This is a genomic window from Hydrogenophaga sp. IBVHS2, from assembly GCF_002127215.1.
In the GTDB taxonomy this organism is placed as follows: domain Bacteria; phylum Pseudomonadota; class Gammaproteobacteria; order Burkholderiales; family Burkholderiaceae_C; genus Hydrogenophaga.
In genome coordinates this window covers 414,589-434,724 of record NZ_NFUT01000002.1, presented here as the reverse complement: position 1 = coordinate 434,724, position 20,136 = coordinate 414,589, and the positions used below count along the sequence as shown (strand labels likewise).

Genomic DNA, 20,136 nt, shown 5'->3' with positions numbered 1-20,136 from the left:
GGGGCCGGGCGCTCTCAGCGGCCGATGGTGTCGGCGGTCTGGTCCAGATCGAACTCGCGGTGCAGGGCGCGCACGGCCAGTTCCATGTACTTCTCGTCGATGACCACCGAGGTCTTGATCTCGGAGGTGGAGATCATCTGGATGTTGATGCCTTCGGTGCTCAGGCAGCGGAACATGCGGCTGGCCACGCCCACGTGGCTGCGCATGCCGATGCCCACGATGCTGACCTTGCAGATGCGGGCGTCGCCCAGCACTTCGGTGGCGCCCATGGCCGGAGCCACCTTGCTCTTGAGCAGGTCCATGGCCTTCTGGAAATCGTTGCGGTGAACGGTGAAGCTGAAGTCGGTCTTGCCGTCCTTGCTCACGTTCTGGATGATCACATCGACCTCGATGTTGGCATCGGCCACGGCGCCCAGGATCTGGGCGGCAATGCCGGGGGTGTCGGGCACGCCGAGCACCGAAATCTTGGCTTCGTCGCGGTTGAAGGCAATGCCGGAAACGACGGCTTGTTCCATGGTTTCTTCTTCCTCAAAAGTGATCAGGGTGCCGGAGGCGGCTTCTTCGGTCAGGTCGATGTCCCAGGGGGTGAAGCTGGAGAGCACGCGCAGCGGCACGCGGTACTTGCCGGCAAATTCCACCGAACGGATCTGCAGCACCTTGGAGCCCATGCTGGCCATCTCCAGCATCTCTTCAAAGCTCACGCGGTTCAGGCGCCGGGCTTCGGGCACCACGCGCGGGTCGGTGGTGTAGACGCCGTCCACGTCGGTGTAGATCAGGCACTCGGCGGCCTTGAGGGCGGCGGCCACGGCCACGGCCGAGGTGTCGCTGCCGCCACGGCCCAGGGTGGTGATGTTGCCCTCGGGGTCCACGCCCTGGAAGCCGGTGACGATGACCACCTTGCCGGCGGCCAGGTCGGCGCGCACGCGCGCGTCGTCGATGCTCTCGATGCGGGCCTTGGTGTAGGCGTCGTTGGTCTTGATGGGCACCTGCCAGCCGGCGTAGCTCACGGCTTCCAGGCCTTCGGCCTGCAGCGCGATGGCCAGCAGTGCCGAAGACGCCTGCTCGCCGGTGGAGGCCAGCATGTCGAGTTCACGGCCGTAGGCGCGGCCCGGCTTCTCGGGGGCGACCTCCTTGGCCAGGGCCAGCAGGCGGTTGGTCTCGCCGCTCATGGCGCTGGGCACCACCACCATCTGGTGACCGGCCTTGTGCCACTTGGCGACACGGCGGGCGACGTTGCGGATGCGCTCGGTGGAACCCATGGAGGTGCCGCCGTACTTGTGAACGATCAAGGCCATCGGGATGTCTGTGCAGAGAGGAACAAACGGGCCCGCGCGGCGTGGCGCCGGCAGGCAAAACCTCGGGATTATACCGAGGGGGTGTAGTGCAGCGCCCCGCCCTGGCGCACCACAAACCCGGCGGCCACGCGCAGCTCGATGCGGTGGCCGCGCGTGGTGCAGGCGGCCACCTGGGGCAGCAGCGCGTCGAGTTGCGCGGCGCTGGGGGCCACGCCATGGCACTGGCGCAACCAGTGGCGGATGAGGTTGGCCTGGCGGTCGACGCTCAAGGTCTGCAGCGCGGCAATGGCCGGCGGCAGGCCGACTTGCTGCGCATCGAGTGCGGCCAGTTCGTCGAGCAGGCGCTGGGCCTGGGCCGCGTGGCGGGCGGTGCGGGCCAGCGCGGGCACGGCATCGCCCAATGCGCCGCGCCAGGCCGGCAGCAGCTGGTGGCGGATGCGGTTGCGGGTGTAGCGCGGGTCGGTGTTGGTGGGGTCGTCGATCCAGGCGTGGCCGGCGTCCCGCAGGTCTTGCCGCAGCACCTCGCCGGGCACGGCCAGCAAGGGCCGGCCAAAGCCCGTGCCGTGGCGCTCGAAGCGCTCCGGCATGGCGGCCAGCCCGGGCAGGCCGGCCCCTCGGCTCAGGGCCAGCAGCACGGTCTCGGCCTGGTCGTCGGCGTGCTGGCCCAGCAGCACCACCGCCGCGGCGGGCGCCTCTGAGGCCAGTTGCGCCAGGGCCTGGTAGCGCCACTGGCGGGCTGCGTCTTCGGGGCTCTGGCCGGGCTCGGGGCGGGCGTCCACCCGAGCGATGCGCAGGGGCACGCTCAGGGCTTGCGCGGTGTGTTCGGCATGGGCCGCAAAGCCGTCGGCCGCAGACTGCAGGCCGTGGTGCACATGCAGCGCCACCACCGGCCGATGGCCCAGGGCCACGGCGGCATGCAGCAAGGCGGTGGAATCGGCCCCGCCGCTGAAGGCCACGGCCAGCGGGCCGGACGGCAGGGTGTGGCCGTGGCGTTGCCACCAGCCGGCCAGGGCCTGGCCGGCGGCGGACTCAGCGGCGCTCGCGGGCTTCGGCCTTGGTGTCGGTGAAGCGGCCATAACCGTCCAGGCGGGCGTGGCGGCGCTCCAGCAGTTCCTTGACCTTCAGGTCCGAGACCTGACGCCAGGCGTCGGTCAGGGCGCGCTTGAGGAAGGCCGACATCTGCTTGTGGTCGCGGTGGGCGCCGCCCACCGGTTCGTTGACGATCTTGTCCACCAGGCCCAGGGCCTTGAGGCGGTGGGCGGTGATGCCCAGGGCCTCGGCCGCGTCGCTGGCGCGCTCGCTGGTCTTCCAGAGGATGGAGGCGCAGCCCTCGGGGCTGATGACCGAATACACCGAGTACTGCAGCATGAGCACCTGGTCGGCCACCGAGATAGCCAGGGCGCCACCGGAGCCGCCCTCGCCGATGATGGTGGAGATGATGGGGACTTCGAGCTGGGCCATCTCGAAGATGTTGCGGCCGATGGCTTCGGACTGGCCACGCTCTTCGGCGTCGATGCCGGGGTAGGCGCCGGGCGTGTCCACGAAGGTGAAGACCGGCAGCTTGAACTTCTCGGCCAGCTTCATGAGGCGCAGGGCCTTGCGGTAGCCCTCGGGCTTGGTCATGCCGAAGTTGCGCAGGCCGCGTTCCTTGGTGTCACGGCCCTTCTGGTGGCCAATCACCATGCAGGGCTGGCCATTGAAGCGGGCCATGCCGCCGACGATGGACAGGTCGTCGGCAAAGTGGCGGTCGCCGTGCAGCTCCACGAAGTGCGTGAAGATGTCGCGCACATAGTCCAGCGTGTAGGGTCGGTCGGCGTGGCGGGCGATCTTGGTGATCTGCCACGGCGTGAGGTTGCTGTAGATGTCCTTGGTGAGCTGCAGGCTCTTGCCGGCCAGCTGTTCGATCTCTTCGGAGATGTCGACCGCGGATTCGGTCTGCACGTAGCGCAGTTCCTCGATCTTGCTCTCGAGCTCGGCGATGGGCTGCTCGAAGTCGAGAAAATTCTTTTTGGCCAAGATGGGCTCCTGTCTTGCCTGTGGGGGGTGGGGGTCAGTAGCTGACCGGCACCGGATCCAGCGATCGCCAAATATACCAAGTGGCCACGCTGCAATACGGTGCCCACGACGTGGCCACCTCGCGGATCTCCGAGCGGCTCACCGGCTCGCCCGAGAAGTAGCAGCGGCTGATGCCGTTCTGCAGGCCGATGTCGTCCAGCGGCAGCACGTTGGGACGCATCAGGTGGAAGATGAGGAACATCTCGGCGGTCCAGCGACCGATGCCGCGGATGGCCACCAGCTCGGCAATGATGGCCTCGTCGTCCATGTCGGCCCATTGCTTCTCGTGCACCTGGCCATTGGCAAAGTGCAGCGCCAGGTCGACCAGGTATTCCACCTTGCGGGCCGACAGGCCGGCCGCACGCATGTCGTCGACCTTGAGCTTGAGCACCTGGGCCGGCGTCATGCGGCGCGAGAGCGCCGAGAAGCGCTCCCACACCGACTGCGCGGCCTTGACCGAGATCTGCTGCCCCACGATGCTGCGCGCCAGCGTGACGAAGGCATCGCCACGCGACTGCAGGCACACGCCGGGGTGCTGCGGAATGAGCTTCTTCATGACGCGGTCGCGCTTCATGAGATGCCGGCAGGCCTCGACCCAATAGTCGGGTGCCTCGGGTCCGACGTCGGGCAAGACGGATGACGATCCGGAGGGCGACATCAGGCGCGTTCCCAGGTGGTGCCGGACGGACCGTCCTTGAGCACGATGCCCTCGGCCAGCAGGGCGTTGCGGATGCGGTCGGCCTCGGCGAAGTCGCGCGCCTTCTTGGCCGCCGTGCGGGCCTCGATCTGCGCCAGGATGGCGGCCTCGTCGGTGGCGGCAGCAGCGCCACCGCCTTGCAGGTACGCCGAAGGATCGGCCTGCAGCAGGCCCAGCACGCCGCCCAGGGCGCGCAGCAGGCCGGCGCGCTGCGCATCGCGGCTGCGGTTGACCTCGGAGGCCAGATCGAACAGCACGGCCAGGGCTTCGGGGGTGTTGAAGTCCTCGTCCATGGCCGCCTTGAAGCGCGCGGCCAGCGGGTCGGTCCAGTCGATGGCGACCGGCGCAGGCGGCACCTGCTGCAGCGCGGTGTACAGGCGCTTGAGCGCAGCACGGGCATCGTCGAGGTGCGCGTCGCTGTGGTTGAGCGCGCTGCGGTAATGGGCGCGCAGCATGAAGAAGCGCACCGTCTCGGCGTCGAACCTGGCCAGCACGTCGCGGATGGTGAAGAAGTTGCCCAGGCTCTTGGACATCTTCTCGTTGTCCACCCGCACAAATCCGTTGTGCATCCAGAAGCGCGCCAGCGGCACGCCGGTGGCGCCCTCGCTCTGGGCGATCTCGTTCTCGTGGTGCGGGAACTGCAGGTCGGCGCCACCGCCGTGGATGTCGAAGCTCTCGCCCAGCATCTCGCAGCTCATGGCCGAGCATTCGATGTGCCAGCCCGGGCGGCCGCTGCCGTAGGGGCTGTCCCACTTGGCGTCAGCGGGCTCGTCGGCCTTGGCGGCCTTCCACAGCACGAAGTCCAGCGGATCGGCCTTGCCGTCGTTCACCGCCACGCGCTCACCGGCCCGCAGCTCGTCGAGCGACTTGCCGGAGAGCTTGCCGTAACCGGGGAACTTGCGCACCGCGAAGTTCACGTCGCCGCCATCGCTGCGGTAGGCCAGGCCACGCTCTTCGAGGCGGCGGATGATGCCCAGCATCTGCGGCACGTAGTCGGTGGCGCGCGGCTCGAAGGTGGGGCGTTCGATGCCCAGGGCATCGGCGTCCTGGTGCAGGGCGTCGATCATGCGGTCGGTGAGCGACTGGATGGTCTCGCCGTTCCTGAGGGCGCGGGCGATGATCTTGTCGTCGATGTCGGTGACGTTGCGCACATAGGTCACCTTCAGGCCGCTGGCCTTGAGCCAGCGCTGCACGATGTCGAAGGCCAGCATGGAGCGGGCATGGCCCAGGTGGCACAGGTCGTAGACCGTCATGCCGCACACGTACATGCGCACATGGCCCGGCTCCAGAGGCTCGAACGGCTCCAGACGCCGGGTCAGGCTGTTGTGGATTTTCAGGGTCATGGGAAGACGATCGGGGCGCGGCAGACGGCAGTGCGGGCGTACCCCTCAGATACAATCCGCCAGTATATCCAGCCCCCTCCGGCGCCCGCACCGGCCGCCGGTTTCCAGCCCTCGAAGGCCCTCGTGCCGTCGACCGTTTTCCGAGGTCCCATGCTCCATCTCGCGAAATCCCCCCTCCCCGCCGTCCGCTCCGCCCTGCTGGCCTGTCTGACCGCCGGCCTCCTGGCCACCGGTGCGGCCCATGCCCAGCAGGCCGAACACGCCGAGGTCAACCGCCTGCTGCGCGCCGGCCAGTTCACCGAGGCCCTGGCCAAGGCCGATCAGCACCTGGCGGCCAACCCCAAGGACGTGCAGATGCGGTTCCTCAAGGGTGTGGTGCAGAGCGAGAGCGGCAAGGTGGCCGAGGCCATGACCACCTTCACCGACCTCACCAAGGAATTCCCCGAACTCCCCGAGCCCTACAACAACCTGGCGGTGCTGCAGGCCAACCAGGGCCAGTTCGAGAAGGCCCGCGTGGCGCTGGAGATGGCGGTGCGCACCAACCCGTCGTACGCCACCGCGCACGAGAACCTGGGCGACGTGTACGCCAAGCTGGCCGCGCAGTCGTATGCCCGGGTGCAGCAGATCGATCCGGCCAACACCACGGTGGGCCCCAAGCTGACCATGGCCCGCAACATCTTCACGCCGCCCAAGGCGGCGGGCACCCAGCGCAAGTGATGCCATCCATGACCACCTTCCATTTCACCCGCCGCTTCCTGGCGGCCGCCCTGCTGCTGCCCGCCCTGTCCCTGCCCGCCCTGGCCCAGGACAAGGCGCCCCGCGTCAAGCTCGCCACCACCCAGGGCGACATCGTGCTGGAGCTCTACCCCGACAAGGCCCCGCGCACGGTGGAGAACTTCCTGCAGTACGTGCGTGACGGCCACTACGACGGCACCGTGTTCCACCGGGTCATCAGCAACTTCATGATCCAGGGCGGCGGCTTTGACGCCAAGCTGCAGCAGAAGCCCACGCGCCCGCCGGTGCCGCACGAAGGCCAGGAAGCGCTGGCCAAGGGCGGCCCGCGCAACGTCACCGGCACCATCGCCATGGCGCGCACCAACGACCCGCAGTCGGCCACGGCGCAGTTCTTCATCAACGTCAAGGACAACGCCTTCCTCGACCCCACGCCCATCCCGCCGGGCGATCCGGTGCCCAAGTTCGAGTACCGCGGCCGCACCTACGAGAACGTGCCGCGTGCCAACCTGCTCAATGCACCCGAGCTCTTCGGCTACACCGTGTTCGGCCGCGTGGTCGCCGGCATGGACGTCGTCAACAAGATCAAGGACCTGCCCACCGGTGCCGCCGGCCCCTTCGGCTCGGATGTGCCCCGCACCACCGTCACCATCACCAAAGCCACCCTGGAGAAATGAACATGGCCAATCCGAAAGTTGAACTGCACATCGCCGGCATGGGCGTCATCACGCTCGAGCTCGATGCCGAGAAGGCGCCGCTGTGCACCACCAACTTCCTGTCGTACGTGAACAAGGGCCACTACAACAACACGGTGTTCCACCGCGTGATCCCCGGCTTCATGATCCAGGGCGGCGGCTTCGAGCCGGGCATGAACCAGAAGCCCACCGACGCGCCGATCAACAACGAAGCCAACAACGGCCTGAAGAACGACACCTACACCATCGCCATGGCCCGCACCAGCGATCCGCACTCGGCCACGGCGCAGTTCTTCATCAACGTGGCCAACAACGGCTTCCTCAACCACACCGCACCCAGCGCCCAGGGCTGGGGCTATGCCGTGTTCGGCAAGGTGGTCTCGGGCGCCGAGATCGTCAAGCAGATCGAGGGCGTGCCCACCGGCCGCCGCGGCTACCACGACGATGTGCCCAAGACCGACGTGGTGATCGAAAAGGCCGTGGCGGTCTGATCGCCACAGCGGTGGAGCGCCCGACGTCGATGGATCTGCCCGAACTGCAGGCGCCGGCGGGCTGGCGCACCATCGACGTCGTCTCCGACCTGCACCTGCAGGCCTCCGACCCCGACACCTGGCGGGCCTGGCAGGGCTTCCTGCAACGGCCCGACCGGGCCGATGCCCTGTTCATCCTGGGCGACTTCTTCGAAGTGTGGGTCGGTGACGACCTGCTGGATGTGCCCTCCCCCGGTGCCGACACCGCCGACCGGGCCTTCTGGCGCCAGTGCGCCGACGAACTGCGGGCCTTTGCCCAGCGCACCCCCACCTTCTTCATGGCCGGCAACCGCGACTTCCTGCTGGGCACGGCAGGCCTGGCGCGCTGCGGGCTCATCGGGCTGAACGACCCCACCGTGCTGGCCTTCGGCGGCCGGCGCTGGCTGCTCAGCCATGGCGATGCGCTGTGCCTGGCCGACACCGACTACATGGCCTTCCGGGCCGAGGTGCGCAGCGCCGACTGGCAGCAGACCTTCCTGGCCCGGCCGCTGGCCGAGCGGGAAGCCACGGCGAAGGGCCTGCGCGAACGCAGCGAGGCGCGCAAGCGCAGCCTGGGCGCCGACCCCTCCTTGTGGGCCGATGTGGACGCCGATGCCGCACGGACGTGGCTGCAGCGCGGCCGCGCCGAGGTGCTGATCCACGGCCACACCCACCGGCCCGGCGAACACGATCTGGGCCACGGATGTCGCCGCGTGGTGCTGTCCGACTGGGACGCGGCCGCCACGCCCCGCCGGGCCGAGGTGCTGCGCATCGGCACTGGCGGCTGGGAGCGCCTGAGCGCATGAGCCTGCTGCAGCGCTGGATGCGCCGCTGGCGCCGCCCGCCCGCGATTCCGGATGCGCTCTGGGCATCGGTGCTGGCCGAGCTGCCCTTCGTGACCGCGCCCGGCCAGCCCGACCCGGCACGGCTGCGCGGACTGTGCGCGCATTTTCTGGCCGAGAAGGAATTCCACGGCGCCCACGGCCTGGCCGTGACCGACGCCATGGCCCTGTCGATTGCGGTGCAGGCCTGCCTGCCGCTGCCCCACATGCACCTGCCCGACGGTCGGCCACCGCGCCAGCCCTGCGACCTGCTCGACTGGTATGCCGACTTCGTGGGCATCGTGGTACAGCCCGGTGCGGTGCTGGCCCGGCGCGAGGTGAAGGACGCCACCGGTGTGGTGCACCAGTACACCGAGGCCCTGGCCGGCGAGGCCATGGACGGCGGACCGCTGATGCTGAGCTGGGAAGACGTGGCCACCGCCGGCGAAGGCGCGGCACAGGGCCACAACGTGGTCATCCACGAGTTCGTGCACAAGATGGACATGCACGACATCGCCCTGGGTGAACACCCCGGCGGCAGCCCGCCGCTGCCGCGCGGCTTCCTGGGCCACGCGAGCGGCGCCGATGCCCGGGCCCACTGGCAGCGGGTGATAAAGGCGGCCTTCGAGCGCTTCACCGAGGCGGTGAGCCTGGCCGAGCGCTTCGGCGGCGAGCCGCCGTGGCTCGACGAGTACGCGGCCCACAGCCCGGCGGAATTCTTCGCGGTGACCTGCGAGGCCTACTTCGTCAACCGGGAACGCTTCGGCACCGAGTTCCCGGAGCTGCTGCCGCTGTACGACGGCCTCTTCCGCATCAACGCTTGAGCAGGGCCTTGAGCACCGTCTGAAGGCGGCGCGCGGCGGCCCCGTCGTGGGCACTCGCCAGCACGGCGGCCACGTCCTTGCCCCAGGTCTCGGCCGGGGCCGGTGCGTTGCGGCGGGTCAGCAGCGTGAGCTGCAGCAGGCGCCGCTCGCTCAGGTGCTCGGCCGGGGTCGGCACCTCGGCCGCCATTTCCAGGCGCAGCAGGGTCTCGCCACCGAGCGCCGTCGGGGCCTGGGCCAGGGCGGCGGCCCAGGCACTGCGGTCGGCAGCGCTCACGGCCTTGCCCAGGGCGGCAGCGGCCGGCAGGGCCGCGGCGTCCCGGGTCTGCCAGGCATGGAGGACCTGCGTGAGCACCTCGCCGTGGGCCTGCTCGGCCAGGCGGCGCAGCGCCATCTGGGCGGCTTCCTGGGCCTGGCGCTGCGCGCGGAAGGCGGCATCGCCCAGGCGCGGGCCGCGCGGGGCGCGGTCGTCGCGGTCGAAGCGACCGCCGCGGGCATCGCGGAAGCCGTCCCGGCCTCCATCGCGACCGCCGTCACGACGGCCGTCGCGGCGGTCATCCCGCCGGCCCTGGGGCGCCGGCGCCTCGCCGCGCTTCTGGCCAGGGCGGTCGTCGCCGCGCATGGCGACCAGCTTGCGCTGGGGCGCAGGCGGTGCGGCGGCGGCCGGTGCGGCCTCGCCATCAGCCGGCGCCGCCGGTGTGTCCGCGCTGGCACCGGCGGGCGCAGAGGGCTCGTCGGCCGGCGCAGCCATGGCGGCCTCGAGTGCCGCCATGGCGGTCTTGATGGCCTGGGCGTCACCCGATGCGCTGGCGGCTTCCAGGGCGCGCGAGGCATCCAGCACGCGCTGGTCGTGCGCACTCAGCGCCACCGCCTGGGCCTGACGTTCACCCGACTTGCGGGCAAAGGCGGCATCGATGGGTTCGCGGAAGGCTTCCCACAGTTTCTGTTCCTGCTTGCGCTCCAGCGGCACCGCATGGGCCTCGGCCTGCCAGCGCTGCTGCAGGGCCTTGACGGCATCCAGGCGCAGGCTGGGTGCAGCACCCAGGGCGGTGGCCTCTTCGATCAGGGCCTTGCGGCGGGCCACGCTCTCGGCCTGTGCGGCTTCCAGCCGGGCATGGGCCTCGTGCATGGCAGCCTTCCACTGGGGCTGGATGTCGGCGAAGGCCTTCTCGCTCAGGTGGCCGGCCTCGCGCCAGCGTTCCGAGAAGGCATGCAGTTCGCGGATCTGGGCTTTCCAGTCGGTGCTCTGGGCATGGTCGGCGGTCCAGTGGCGCACCGCGTCGATGATGGCCATGCGCTGCGCGCGGCTGGCATCGGCCTGGGCCCGCACCTGGGTGAGCCAGGCCTCGACCACCTTGTAGGCCTGGTTGCAGGCCTCGTCGAAGCGCTTCCACAGCGCATGGTTGGGCTGACCGCCCTGGTCGGTGGCCTTCCACTGCTCGCGCAGGGCGCGCAGGGTCTCCTGCATCTTGCGACCACCGGGACGCTGGCCTTCGGGCGCCTGCAGCAGGGCCTCGGCCTTGGCCACCAGTTCCTCGCGGATCTGGTCGGCGCGCCAGCGCTGCCAGCCTTCGAGCTCGCCGGCCTGGGCCAGCACGGCCTGCACACGGGCGTCCAGTTCGGGGCTGATCAGCCGGCCATGGGCCTTGAGGGTGGCACGCAGATCGGACGCCGCCTTGGGCGTGGCCTTGCCATGGCCCTGCGCCACTTCGGCTTCGAGCACGCCCAGGGCTTTCTCGACCTCGGCGGCGGCACGCTGACGGCGCTCCTGCTGCACCTGCGGGTCCACCGGCGGCTTCTCGGTGCGGCGCTCGGCCACGGCCTGCGGCTCCTCGCCACGGGCCACCCGGATCTCGTCGGCCCAGACCGGCACGGCCGGCAGCGGGACCTGCGGATCGGCATCGGCGGCCACGGTCAGGGCCAGGGCGGCCTGGAAGGCATCCCACACCAGCTGCAGCTGCTGGCGCGAAGCCTCCAGCATGGGCGGGAAGCGGCCCTCGACGCTGGACCACTGGGCATGGGTCATGAGCACATCGATCTGCTGCTGCCACTGCGCGACATCGGTCTGCAGGGCGCCTGCGGCGGCCTGGGCCTCGCGCCAGGGCTTGGTGGACAGCACCTCGATGCGCTGGGCAATCAGCACCGCCGCTTCGCGTTCCACCTGGGCGGCGTGCTGCAGGTCTTCGATGGCCTTGACGCGCTCGGCCAGCTGCTGGCGCAGCGTGGCCAGCGGCTCGCGCGACAGCGGCGCGCCGGCGCGGGCGGCATCGCGCTGCCAGGCCAGGGCATCGGCCAGGTTCAGGCGGGGCTGTTCCAGCAACGTGCGCGCCTTCTGGGTCCATTCCTCGGCCATCTGTTCCTGGGTTTTCTGGCGCCGGATGTCGTCCAGCCGCTCCTTGACCGGTTTGGCCGCACCGCGGTCACGGTGCGAGAGTTCGCGGAACACTTCCTGCATCTGCTCGGCGGACGGGTCGGTGGCCAGCCACTCGCGCACCCGGGCGGTGCGCTCGCCCGAGGTGGGGGCCGAGAAGGCGCCACCGGTCAGGGTGTCGAGCGGATGGGGCGTGGCGGACTTGGGCGATGCGGGCGTGTTCACGGCAGATCGGGGCGATGGGCAAAAGGTGGGGACCGCGCGGACCGCGCGGCCAAACGCTTATTGTCGCCGCGATCGCGGGGCGTTCAACGTGGCGCCAGCTGCAGCTCGGCCTGCGGCTTCCAGGCGTCGCCGGCGGCCTTCAGGCGCGGGGCACCCAGGAAGAGCCGGTCTTCGGGCACCGAGCGGGTGGACAGGAAATCCTTGACCGCCACCGCACGGGCCACCGCCAGTTCGCGCATGGCGTCCTCGTTGACCGGCACCGCGGCCATCAGCAGCTTTTCCATGTCGGCCACCGGGATGTCCTTGGCCAGACCGACCAGGTTGCGCGGCTTGGCCACGTCGGCTCGGCGGTAGACCTCCTTGAGCAGATCGGGGTACTCCTGCGCGCTCACGCTCACCGTGGCCGGCACGGCGGACCCGCTGCGGGCGAGCTGGCGGCGCTTCTCGGCCTGCACCTGGGCATCGAGCCGGGCGCGCTGGTAGCCGGATCGCTCGGCCTCCAGATCGCTGTGGCCCATCACGGTGAGCTGCAGGGCCGGCCGGCTGGCCAGCGCCTGGGCCACCGACTCCAGCTGCCGCCGGCCTTCGTCGGCCAGCGCGGCCGAGCCGGGGGCGAAGGCCACCTGGCTCATGTCGGGACCGTCGGCGGCGAACGCCCCGGCGATCAGCGCAAAGGGCGAGGTGATGGCCTTGCCGATGAGGTTGAAGATCAGCTTGACGATGATGGGACCGAGCCGGAACTGCGGGTCGTTGAGCGATCCGCTGACGGGCAGGTTGATGTCGATCACGCCGTTGCGGTCGGCCAGCAGGGCCACCGCCAGCTTGACGGGCAGGTTGGGCGCGGTGCTGCCCTCGATGCGTTCGCCGAAGCTGAGCTGGTTGAGGATGATCTGGTTGCTGGCGCTGAGCTGGCCGTCGGGATCGATGCGGTAGGCCAGGTCCACGCTGAGCTTGCCGCGCTCGATGCCGTAGCCGGCGTACTTGGCGCTGTACGGGGACAGCGGCGGCAGCTCCAGGTCGCGCACTTTGGCCTGCACGTCCAGGGCCAGTGGCTGGGCCAGCGGGTTGATGCGCCCGCCGATGTCGAGTGCGGCCGTGCCCTCGGCCCGGCCCTTGAGCGACAGATCGGCCAGGGCCAGCGGCTCGCCGGGCGAGGCCGGCCGGCTGGCAAAGGCGCTGAGGGTGCCGGTGAGCTCGCTGAGGTTGGCGGTGTAGTTGGGCCGGATGAAGCGGTCGGAGAACAGCACCCGCCCATTGACCAGACTGACCGGGCCGAAGCGGATGTCGGGCGGCTGCGAAGCCATGGGCGGGGCCGCCGGGGTTGCCACCGGCGCGGAGGCGGCCGTCGGGGTCGATCCGGCTTCCGGGGCCGGCTTGACCAGCCCGCGCAGGTTGATGCGACCCTCCGGGTCGATCACGATGCGGGCGTAGTAGTCGCTCAGCACCGTCTCGGCCACCGCCAGCCGCAGGGCCTCGCCGGGGGCGGTCTGCAGGCGGATGCCGCGCACCTGCAGCGATTTCCAGGTGAGCAGTTCTTCGGCCGGCACGATGCTGTGGGCGCGCAGGTCTTCCAGGGCGGCGTCGGCGGTGAGCTGGATGCGCGGTCCGCTGGCGGCCAGCTCCAGATCGAGCTGTCCGCGCAGGCTGGCATCGGCCCGCAGCAGCTCGATGGCCAGCCGGTCGCCGAAGTACGGCTCCAGCGCATGCAGGGGCAGGCGTTCGATCTGCAGGCGGCTGCGGGTGCGCAGGCCGGCGTCGGGCGCCGGCAGGCGCAGCTGGCCGTTGACCGACAGCCGACCCGCCTCGTTGCCCCGGTCGGCCTGGGCCACCCGGGCCTGCAGGCTCAGGGGCATGTCGGGCTGCACGGCGGCCAGGGGGGCCAGATTCTGCAGCCGCAGGTCCAGGCCCGAGACGACCAGATCGACGGGGCGGGCCACGGCGCGGTCGGTCCAGCGCAGGCCGCCGCGCTCGATGCGCAGGTCGGCCACGGTCACCTGCCATGCGGGGGCAGCGGACGCCGGAGCCGGCACCTTGGCATCGGCGGCGTTCGCGGCGCCCGACGTAGCGGCCGCTGGGGTGGCAGGCCGCTCGCGCAGCCAGGACTGGAACATCCAGCGGCCCTCGGCGTCGCGTCCGGCCTGCACCCGGGGTTCCTCCAGGCGCACTGTGCCCAGGGCCAGCCGCGAGGCCGGCCAGGCCAGGTCCACATCGGCCAGCTCCAGCCGTTTCCACTGCGCCAGCGGCTGGCGGGCCGGGCCGAGTCGCAGTGCGTCCATGGCCAGCTGGCTGGCCTGGACCCGCACGGCCATGGGCTGGCCGTCGCGGGCCGCGTTCCACTCAAGGGCCAGATCGGCGCTCAAGGCCCCGGCCGCCTCGGGCACCAGGAACTGCTGCATATAAGGAGACACCGCCGCCAGCGGCCAGCCCTGCAGCCCCAGCTGCAGCTGTACCCGGGTGTCGCTCACCTCGCCCCGCAGGTTCAGCGGCACATCCGCCAGCCGGGCGCTGGCTTCCAGAGGGGCCGGCGGCATCGCGGGCCAGGCCACGGCACCCAGGCGCATCTGCAGCTCGGTCAGGTCGAGCGCGGCGGCCGGGCGGGTGGCGGCATCGCGCCAGTCGATCCGACCGGCCTTGAGCTCGAACGACGCGACGCGGACCTGCCAGGGCGACGGTGCCGGGGTGGCGGCAGCAGGTCGGGCGGGCGCTGCGGCGGCGGGACCGGCCGCCGTCCGTGGGGCCAGGCGGGCGACCATGCGCTGCAGGTTGGTCTGGCCGGCGGCGTCGCGGCCCAGCCGCAGGTGCAGTCCGTCCAGGGCCACCGGTCCCAGGGTGACCTTCCGCTGCAGCGGTTCGACCGACTCCAGCGCCACCTGCAGCCGGTCCCATGCCAGCCAGGGCGGATCGGCCGGCGTGGCAGTTTCGGCCAGACGCAGCCCGGCCACCCCGACCGAACCCGACAGGCGCACCTGGGGTTGTGCCCGTTGCTCGAAGTCGAGGCCCAGGTCGATATCCAGCACGCCGGCCAGTGGACGGACCGGCAGCGCCGACGGCCAGTACGGCAGATAGGGGGCCAGATCGAAGCCGGGCATGCGCAGCCGCGCCTGCGTGGCATGGGTGTCCGCGAACGGGGTGGTGGTGGCCGACGAGTCGAACTCGCTGCCATTGAGCCGGAATGCCAGCCGGGGCCGGGTGACCACATCGCGGCGGGACGCCAGGTTGCTCAGGAAGGGCACGCCCAGCTCGATGGCCTCCACCCGGTGCACCACACCCACCGGGCGGTCGTCCAGCGTGAGCGCTCCGCCGCGGACCTCCAGGTTGAACAGCGCAAAGCGGGCCGGTTCGGTCGGGGTGTCGGCGGGCGGGCTGGCCTGGCGCAAGCGCTGGATGATGTCGTCCACGCTGTACTGGCCCTCGCCCAGGTGGGCGAGGTGCACCACCGGCTGTTCGACGCGCAGGGCATCGATCACCGGGGCCAGCCGAAGCAGCGACTGCAGTTCGGCATCCACATGCAGGCGCGCCACCGTCAGCAGGGGTTCGGCGTCGGCCGAAGCACCGGCCACGCGCAGGCCGACCAGATCGACCTCCAGCGCCCAGGGCCGCACCGCCACCGCCTGCAGCGTGACGGTACGCCCCAGCGCGGCGCTGGCCCGGGACTCGATCTGGCTCTTGATCAGGGGCGGCAGACCCGCCCACGCCGCACACCACAACAGCAGCAGACCGGCCAGCGCCCGGACACCCCAGCGCCGCCAGCGCACCGGGGCGTTCCAGGTCTGTTGCCAGAGGCTTGAGGTGCGGGCAGAGGTGTCGGCGGCGGTCATGCCCGGGAGTGTCGCGCATGCCGATGAACGGCCACAACCGGGAACATCCCTCCAGAAACAAGAAACCCCGACAGGCCAGGCCTGTCGGGGTTGACGGCGGGCAACATGCACTTGCCGTCGGTGGGGCACGGCGGGAGGGTGTGGTCCCGTCGGCCAGGGAGCAAGAGATTGCTCCCGGAGGGGTCCGGTCAGCGGCTGCACCGCTTCGGCCGGCTCATGCGTTCCGTGCCGGAACGCGATGCCAATGTACCCCCCTCCGGTATGCAGTTCAAGGGTGGTTCCGCCCTGCGGTCATGGGGAATTTTTATGGGGCCGCCCCACCCCATTCGCCGACCCTGGAACCCGGTTTCAGGACGCGAAAGGTCGAGAAAAGCCGATGGACGGTCATCCAAGCGACACAGGGAGCGATCCGCCGGCAGCCCGCGCCGGGCCTGGGGTCGGCGCTCGGAGGCTCGAAGCAGCCCGATCTTCATATTACCTATAAATCTATAAAACCAGGTTTAAAACATTGACTCGATATGATCGCCTCCCTACCATCCGCGAACTTTGCCCTTAGGGGTATTCCCGGACCGCTGCCGCCCCACCCGGCGGAGTCGGCCCCCGGCGCACCGAAGTGCCGGACCCGATGGCGTCCCCCGTCCTACGAGACCGGCCTTCCCGCGAATGCCGGCCTCGCCGCGAAAGGAGCGACACATGAACAACCCGAAGCGACAGACAACGGCCTCCAGCCGGTTCCTGGCTTCCACCCGAACCGCCATGGCCGATGCCTACCGCGGCTTCTACGACATCACGCACAACAGCCTGGCGCTGCTGGGCACCGTGCTGGCCGTGGCCGTGGTGGTGCTGGGTTTCCGCGCCGATCTGCGCGCCAGCGCCGAGGAGCAGCTGCTGGGCTGGCTGCTGCAGCGCCAGGAAGCCGCCGCCACCGAACAGCTGGTGGAAGCCGAACCCACAGCCGTGGACCGCGTGACCGCCGCCGACCTCTCGGCCCTGCCGGAGCAGCAAGCCAAGGTGACGCAGTGGCTCAGCCGCAAGTACCGGGTGGCGCCGGAGCCGCTGGCCGCCCTGGTGACCGAAGCCTATGCCGTGGGCGAGAAGGCCCGGCTCGACCCGACCCTCATCCTGGCCGTCATGGCGGTGGAATCGCGCTTCAACCCGTTCGCGCAGAGCCCGGTGGGCGCGCAGGGCCTGATGCAGGTGCTGACCCGGGTGCACACCGACAAGTACGAAGACTTCGGCGGGCAGCTGGCGGCCTTCGACCCGGTATCCAACCTGCGGGTGGGCGCCCAGGTGCTGCAGGACGCCATCCGCCGCGCCGGCTCGGTCGAAGGCGGGCTGCGCCTGTACGTGGGCGCGGTCACGACCGACGGTGGGTGGTACATCGACCGGGTGCTGGCCGAACATGCCCGCATCCAGAGCGTGGCACTGGGCCGCCCGGTGCCGCGCATGGCGCCTGCGGCCCAGCCGATCCCGGTCAAGCAGCAGGAAGGTCAGCCGGCCCGTCCGGTGCCGGCGGCCGACATCGAGGCGGTGGTGCCGCCCGGGTCACCCTCGCCGGCAGCGGTGATCCCTTCCTGACCCTGCGCCGGGCCCGGGGGCTCGGCTAGAATCCGCGCGTGCGCAACTGGCGATAGGCGGTCACCCCACGGGTCGGCCGCTGACGTGGCCCCCCGGCCTGCCCGGGACAACCACTGGGAAGCGCACCGCCCGGACCCGATGGTGCGTGCGTTCAGCCGTTCGCCTGGGCAGCCCTTGTCAGCGCACAAGGATCCAACCCTTCACAGGACTGCCTCCTCAGGATTGCCATGTACGACCGCAACATCCTCATCGAACAGACCGACCCCGAGCTGTTTGCCGCCATCCGGGCCGAGAACGCGCGCCAGGAACACCACATCGAGCTGATCGCCAGCGAGAACTACGCCTCGCCCGCCGTCATGGCTGCCCAGGGCACCCAGCTCACCAACAAGTACGCCGAAGGTTACCCGGGCAAGCGCTACTACGGCGGTTGCGAACATGTGGATGTGGCCGAGCAGCTGGCCATCGACCGCGTCAAGGCCATCTTCGGCGCCGACGCCGCCAACGTGCAGCCGCACTGCGGCGCCTCGGCCAACGAAGCTGTCTTCCTGGCCTTCCTCAAACCCGGTGACACCATCATGGGCATGAGCCTGGCCGAAGGCGGCCATCTGACCCACGGCATGGCGCTGAACATGAGCGGCAAGTGGTTCAATGTGGTCTCCTACGGCCTCAACGCCAGGGAAGAGATCGACTACGACGCCATGGAGAAGAAGGCGCACGAGACGAAACCGAAGCTCATCATCGCCGGCGCCTCGGCCTACAGCCTGCACATCGACTTCGCACGCTTTGCCAAGGTGGCCAGGGACGTGGGCGCCATCTTCATGGTGGACATGGCACACTACGCCGGCCTGATCGCCGCCGGCGTCTACCCCAACCCGGTCCCGCACGCCGACGTGGTGACCTCCACCACCCACAAGAGCCTGCGCGGCCCGCGCGGCGGCATCATCCTGATGAAGGCCCAGCACGAGAAGGCCATCAACAGCGCCATCTTCCCCGGCCTGCAGGGCGGCCCGCTGATGCACGTGATCGCCGCCAAGGCGGTGGCCTTCAAGGAAGCGCTCACCCCCGAGTTCAAGCTGTACCAGCAGCAGGTGATCCGCAACGCCCAGGTGGTGGCCGAGACGCTCACCCAGCGCGGTCTGCGCATCGTCAGCGGCCGCACCGAGAGCCACGTGATGCTGGTCGACCTGCGCGCCAAGGGCATAACCGGCAAGGAAGCCGAGGCCGTGCTGGGCCAGGCCCACATGACGATCAACAAGAACGCCATCCCCAACGACCCCGAGAAGCCGATGGTCACCAGCGGCGTGCGCATCGGCACCCCGGCCATGACCACCCGCGGCTTCAAGGACGAGGAGGCCCGCGCCACCGCCCACCTGATCGCCGACGTGCTGGACAACCCGCGCGATCCGGCCAACATCGAAGCGGTGCGCGCCAAGGTCAACGCCCTGACCGCCCGCTTCCCGGTGTACAAGTGATGCCCCCCGGCGGCGCGCGATGAAATGCCCGTTCTGCGGCCATCTGGAGACCCAGGTCGTCGAGACCCGGGTCTCGGAGGACGCGGACTTCATCCGCCGCCGCCGCCAGTGCGGCCACTGCGAGAAACGCTTCACCACCTACGAGCGACCGGAGGTGAGCTTTCCGGCGGTGGTCAAGAAGGACGGCCGGCGCGTGGACTATGTACCGGCCAAGCTGCGTGGCTCGTTCGCGCTGGCCCTGCGCAAGCGGCCGGTGAGCACCGAACAGGTGGACGCGGCCATCGAGCGCATCGAAGAGAAGCTGCTGAACCTCGGCGCCCGCGAGGTGCCGGCGGCCCGGCTCGGCGAGATGGTCATGCGCGAGCTCAAGAAGCTCGACAAGGTGGCCTACATCCGGTTCGCCAGCGTCTACCGCAGCTTCGAGGACATCGACGAATTCCGCGCGCTGGTCGACGAGGTCAAGCGCTGATCCCGTGTCGGACGCCGACCTGATCCACCTGCAGGCCGCGCTGGATGCCAGCCGGCTCTCGCTCACCCTGTCCAATCCCAATCCGTGCGTCGGCTGCGTGCTGGTCGCTCCCGATGGCCGCGTCATCGGCACCGGCCACACCCAGCAGGCCGGCGGCCCGCATGCCGAGGTCATGGCGCTGCGCGACGCCGCCGCCCGCGGCGAACCGGTGCAAGGCGCCACCGCACACGTCACGCTGGAGCCCTGCTCCCATTTCGGGCGCACGCCACCGTGCTGCAACGCTCTGATCGAGGCCCGGGTGGCCCGCGTGGTGGTCGCCTGTGGCGACCCCAATCCGCTGGTGGCTGGCCGCGGACTGGATCGCCTGCGCGAGGCCGGCATCGCGGTGGACCTGCTGCCCGGCGATCATCCGCTGGCCCGGGCGGTGCGCGAACTCAACACCGGATTCTTCGCCCGCATGGAGCGCGGCAGACCCTGGGTGCGCATGAAGCTGGCCGCGTCGCTCGACGGCATAACGGCCCTGGATAACGGCCAGAGCCAGTGGATCACCGGTCCTGCCGCCCGGGCCGACGGACATGCCTGGCGGGCCCGGGCCTGTGCGGTCCTCACCGGCATCGGCACGGTGGCCGAAGACAACCCCCGGCTGGATGTGCGAGGGCTGCCGGTGTCGCGCCAACCGGACCTGGTGGTGGTCGACTCCCACCTGCGCACACCGCCGGATGCGCGGCTGTTCGAACCGGCCCACGGCGGGCTGCCGCGCCGCATCCACCTGTTCCACGCGGTGCGCGATGCTTCCGCCGAAGCCACGCTGGCCGCCCGCGGTGCCCACCTGCAGTGCCTGCCGGGTGACGGTGGCAAGGTGGATCTGCCGACCATGATCGACGCGCTGGGCAGGCTCGACTTCAACGAACTGCACGTGGAGGCGGGCTACAAGCTCAACGGCTCGCTGCTGCGCGCCGGCCTGGTCGACGAGCTGCTGGTGTATCTGGCGCCCCGGTTGCTCGGGCAGGGCGCCGGACTGGCACACCTGGGGGAGTTGGAGCGACTGGCCGATGGCGTGGCCCTTCGCTGGATCGACGTGACACCGATCGGCGATGACCTCCGCCTGCGGGCCGAGGTCGACCGCTGATCGGTCCGCCAACAATCGATCAAAAAGCATTCATCCATTCGTCGATGATCCTGAATCATCTGTCGATATGAATACTTTGTAGCTATTACCGACCTCTACAGTGGCG

At 70.2% G+C, this 20,136-nt stretch carries 16 protein-coding genes and 1 riboswitch; of the genes, 9 read left to right on the top strand and 7 right to left on the bottom strand.

What is annotated here, in order from left to right:
* Positions 1–14 precede the first annotated feature (14 nt).
* From CAP38_RS06820 to cysS, 5 genes are all read right to left on the bottom strand, one after another.
* Positions 15–1,295 (bottom strand): aspartate kinase, encoded by a 1,281-nt coding sequence (locus tag CAP38_RS06820; protein ID WP_086120318.1) that lies wholly within the window; start codon positions 1,293–1,295, stop codon positions 15–17.
* Between the two features lie 68 nt (positions 1,296–1,363).
* Positions 1,364–2,371 (bottom strand): tRNA lysidine(34) synthetase TilS, encoded by a 1,008-nt coding sequence (gene tilS, locus CAP38_RS06815; protein WP_086120316.1) that lies wholly within the window; start codon positions 2,369–2,371, stop codon positions 1,364–1,366.
* Complete coding sequence (locus CAP38_RS06810; protein WP_086120313.1) at positions 2,325–3,311, bottom strand: acetyl-CoA carboxylase carboxyltransferase subunit alpha; 987 nt, start codon at positions 3,309–3,311, stop codon at positions 2,325–2,327. Before CAP38_RS06810 ends, tilS begins: the two co-directional genes overlap by 47 nt.
* A gap of 34 nt (positions 3,312–3,345) precedes the next feature.
* Entirely contained in the window at positions 3,346–4,008 is a 663-nt protein-coding gene (locus CAP38_RS06805; protein WP_086120311.1) for a DNA-3-methyladenine glycosylase, read from the bottom strand.
* Positions 4,008–5,390 (bottom strand): cysteine--tRNA ligase, encoded by a 1,383-nt coding sequence (cysS, locus tag CAP38_RS06800; RefSeq protein WP_086120309.1) that lies wholly within the window; start codon positions 5,388–5,390, stop codon positions 4,008–4,010. The genes CAP38_RS06805 and cysS overlap by 1 nt, the downstream gene beginning before the upstream one ends.
* A gap of 150 nt (positions 5,391–5,540) precedes the next feature.
* Here cysS and CAP38_RS06795 point away from each other — a divergent pair, with 150 nt between their 5' ends.
* Genes CAP38_RS06795 through CAP38_RS06775 form a run of 5 tightly spaced genes read left to right on the top strand, consistent with a single transcriptional unit; the run spans position 5,541 to position 8,971 of the window.
* Entirely contained in the window at positions 5,541–6,107 is a 567-nt protein-coding gene (locus CAP38_RS06795; RefSeq protein ID WP_086120307.1) for a tetratricopeptide repeat protein, read from the top strand.
* 8 nt (positions 6,108–6,115) lie between these two features.
* The gene (locus CAP38_RS06790) at positions 6,116–6,799 is read left to right on the top strand and encodes a peptidylprolyl isomerase (protein ID WP_256924329.1); all 684 of its coding nucleotides are present in this window, start codon (positions 6,116–6,118) and stop codon (positions 6,797–6,799) included.
* Between the two features lie 2 nt (positions 6,800–6,801).
* The gene (locus CAP38_RS06785) at positions 6,802–7,308 is read left to right on the top strand and encodes a peptidylprolyl isomerase (protein ID WP_086121072.1); all 507 of its coding nucleotides are present in this window, start codon (positions 6,802–6,804) and stop codon (positions 7,306–7,308) included.
* 29 nt (positions 7,309–7,337) lie between these two features.
* Complete coding sequence (locus tag CAP38_RS06780) at positions 7,338–8,132, top strand: UDP-2,3-diacylglucosamine diphosphatase (protein ID WP_086120303.1); 795 nt, start codon at positions 7,338–7,340, stop codon at positions 8,130–8,132.
* Entirely contained in the window at positions 8,129–8,971 is an 843-nt protein-coding gene (locus tag CAP38_RS06775) for a zinc-dependent peptidase (protein WP_086120301.1), read from the top strand. Before CAP38_RS06780 ends, CAP38_RS06775 begins: the two co-directional genes overlap by 4 nt.
* On the opposite strand, the gene CAP38_RS06770 is transcribed toward CAP38_RS06775, so the two are convergent.
* Together CAP38_RS06770 and CAP38_RS06765 are read right to left on the bottom strand one after the other, a co-directional pair.
* Positions 8,961–11,564: a DUF349 domain-containing protein gene (locus tag CAP38_RS06770; protein WP_086120299.1), complete on the bottom strand. Its 2,604-nt coding sequence runs from the start codon at positions 11,562–11,564 to the stop codon at positions 8,961–8,963. The genes CAP38_RS06775 and CAP38_RS06770 overlap by 11 nt on opposite strands.
* A gap of 83 nt (positions 11,565–11,647) precedes the next feature.
* Positions 11,648–15,382: a DUF748 domain-containing protein gene (locus CAP38_RS06765; RefSeq protein WP_086120297.1), complete on the bottom strand. Its 3,735-nt coding sequence runs from the start codon at positions 15,380–15,382 to the stop codon at positions 11,648–11,650.
* Between the two features lie 693 nt (positions 15,383–16,075).
* On the opposite strand from CAP38_RS06765, the gene CAP38_RS06760 reads away from it, so the two are divergent.
* The 4 genes from CAP38_RS06760 (at position 16,076) to ribD (ending at position 20,030) form a co-directional block, all read left to right on the top strand.
* Positions 16,076–16,960: a lytic transglycosylase domain-containing protein gene (locus CAP38_RS06760; protein WP_179188477.1), complete on the top strand. Its 885-nt coding sequence runs from the start codon at positions 16,076–16,078 to the stop codon at positions 16,958–16,960.
* Between the two features lie 32 nt (positions 16,961–16,992).
* Positions 16,993–17,136: riboswitch (ZMP/ZTP riboswitch) on the top strand.
* A gap of 51 nt (positions 17,137–17,187) precedes the next feature.
* Positions 17,188–18,432, top strand: coding sequence for a serine hydroxymethyltransferase (gene glyA / locus CAP38_RS06755; RefSeq protein WP_086120293.1), 1,245 nt, complete (start codon positions 17,188–17,190; stop codon positions 18,430–18,432).
* A gap of 19 nt (positions 18,433–18,451) precedes the next feature.
* Positions 18,452–18,901, top strand: a complete 450-nt coding sequence (gene nrdR, locus CAP38_RS06750) for a transcriptional regulator NrdR (protein ID WP_086120290.1) — start codon at positions 18,452–18,454, stop codon at positions 18,899–18,901.
* Between the two features lie 4 nt (positions 18,902–18,905).
* On the top strand, positions 18,906–20,030 hold the full coding sequence (gene ribD / locus CAP38_RS06745) for a bifunctional diaminohydroxyphosphoribosylaminopyrimidine deaminase/5-amino-6-(5-phosphoribosylamino)uracil reductase RibD (protein WP_256924328.1): 1,125 nt from the start codon (positions 18,906–18,908) through the stop codon (positions 20,028–20,030).
* The last annotated feature ends 106 nt before the right edge of the window (positions 20,031–20,136 follow it).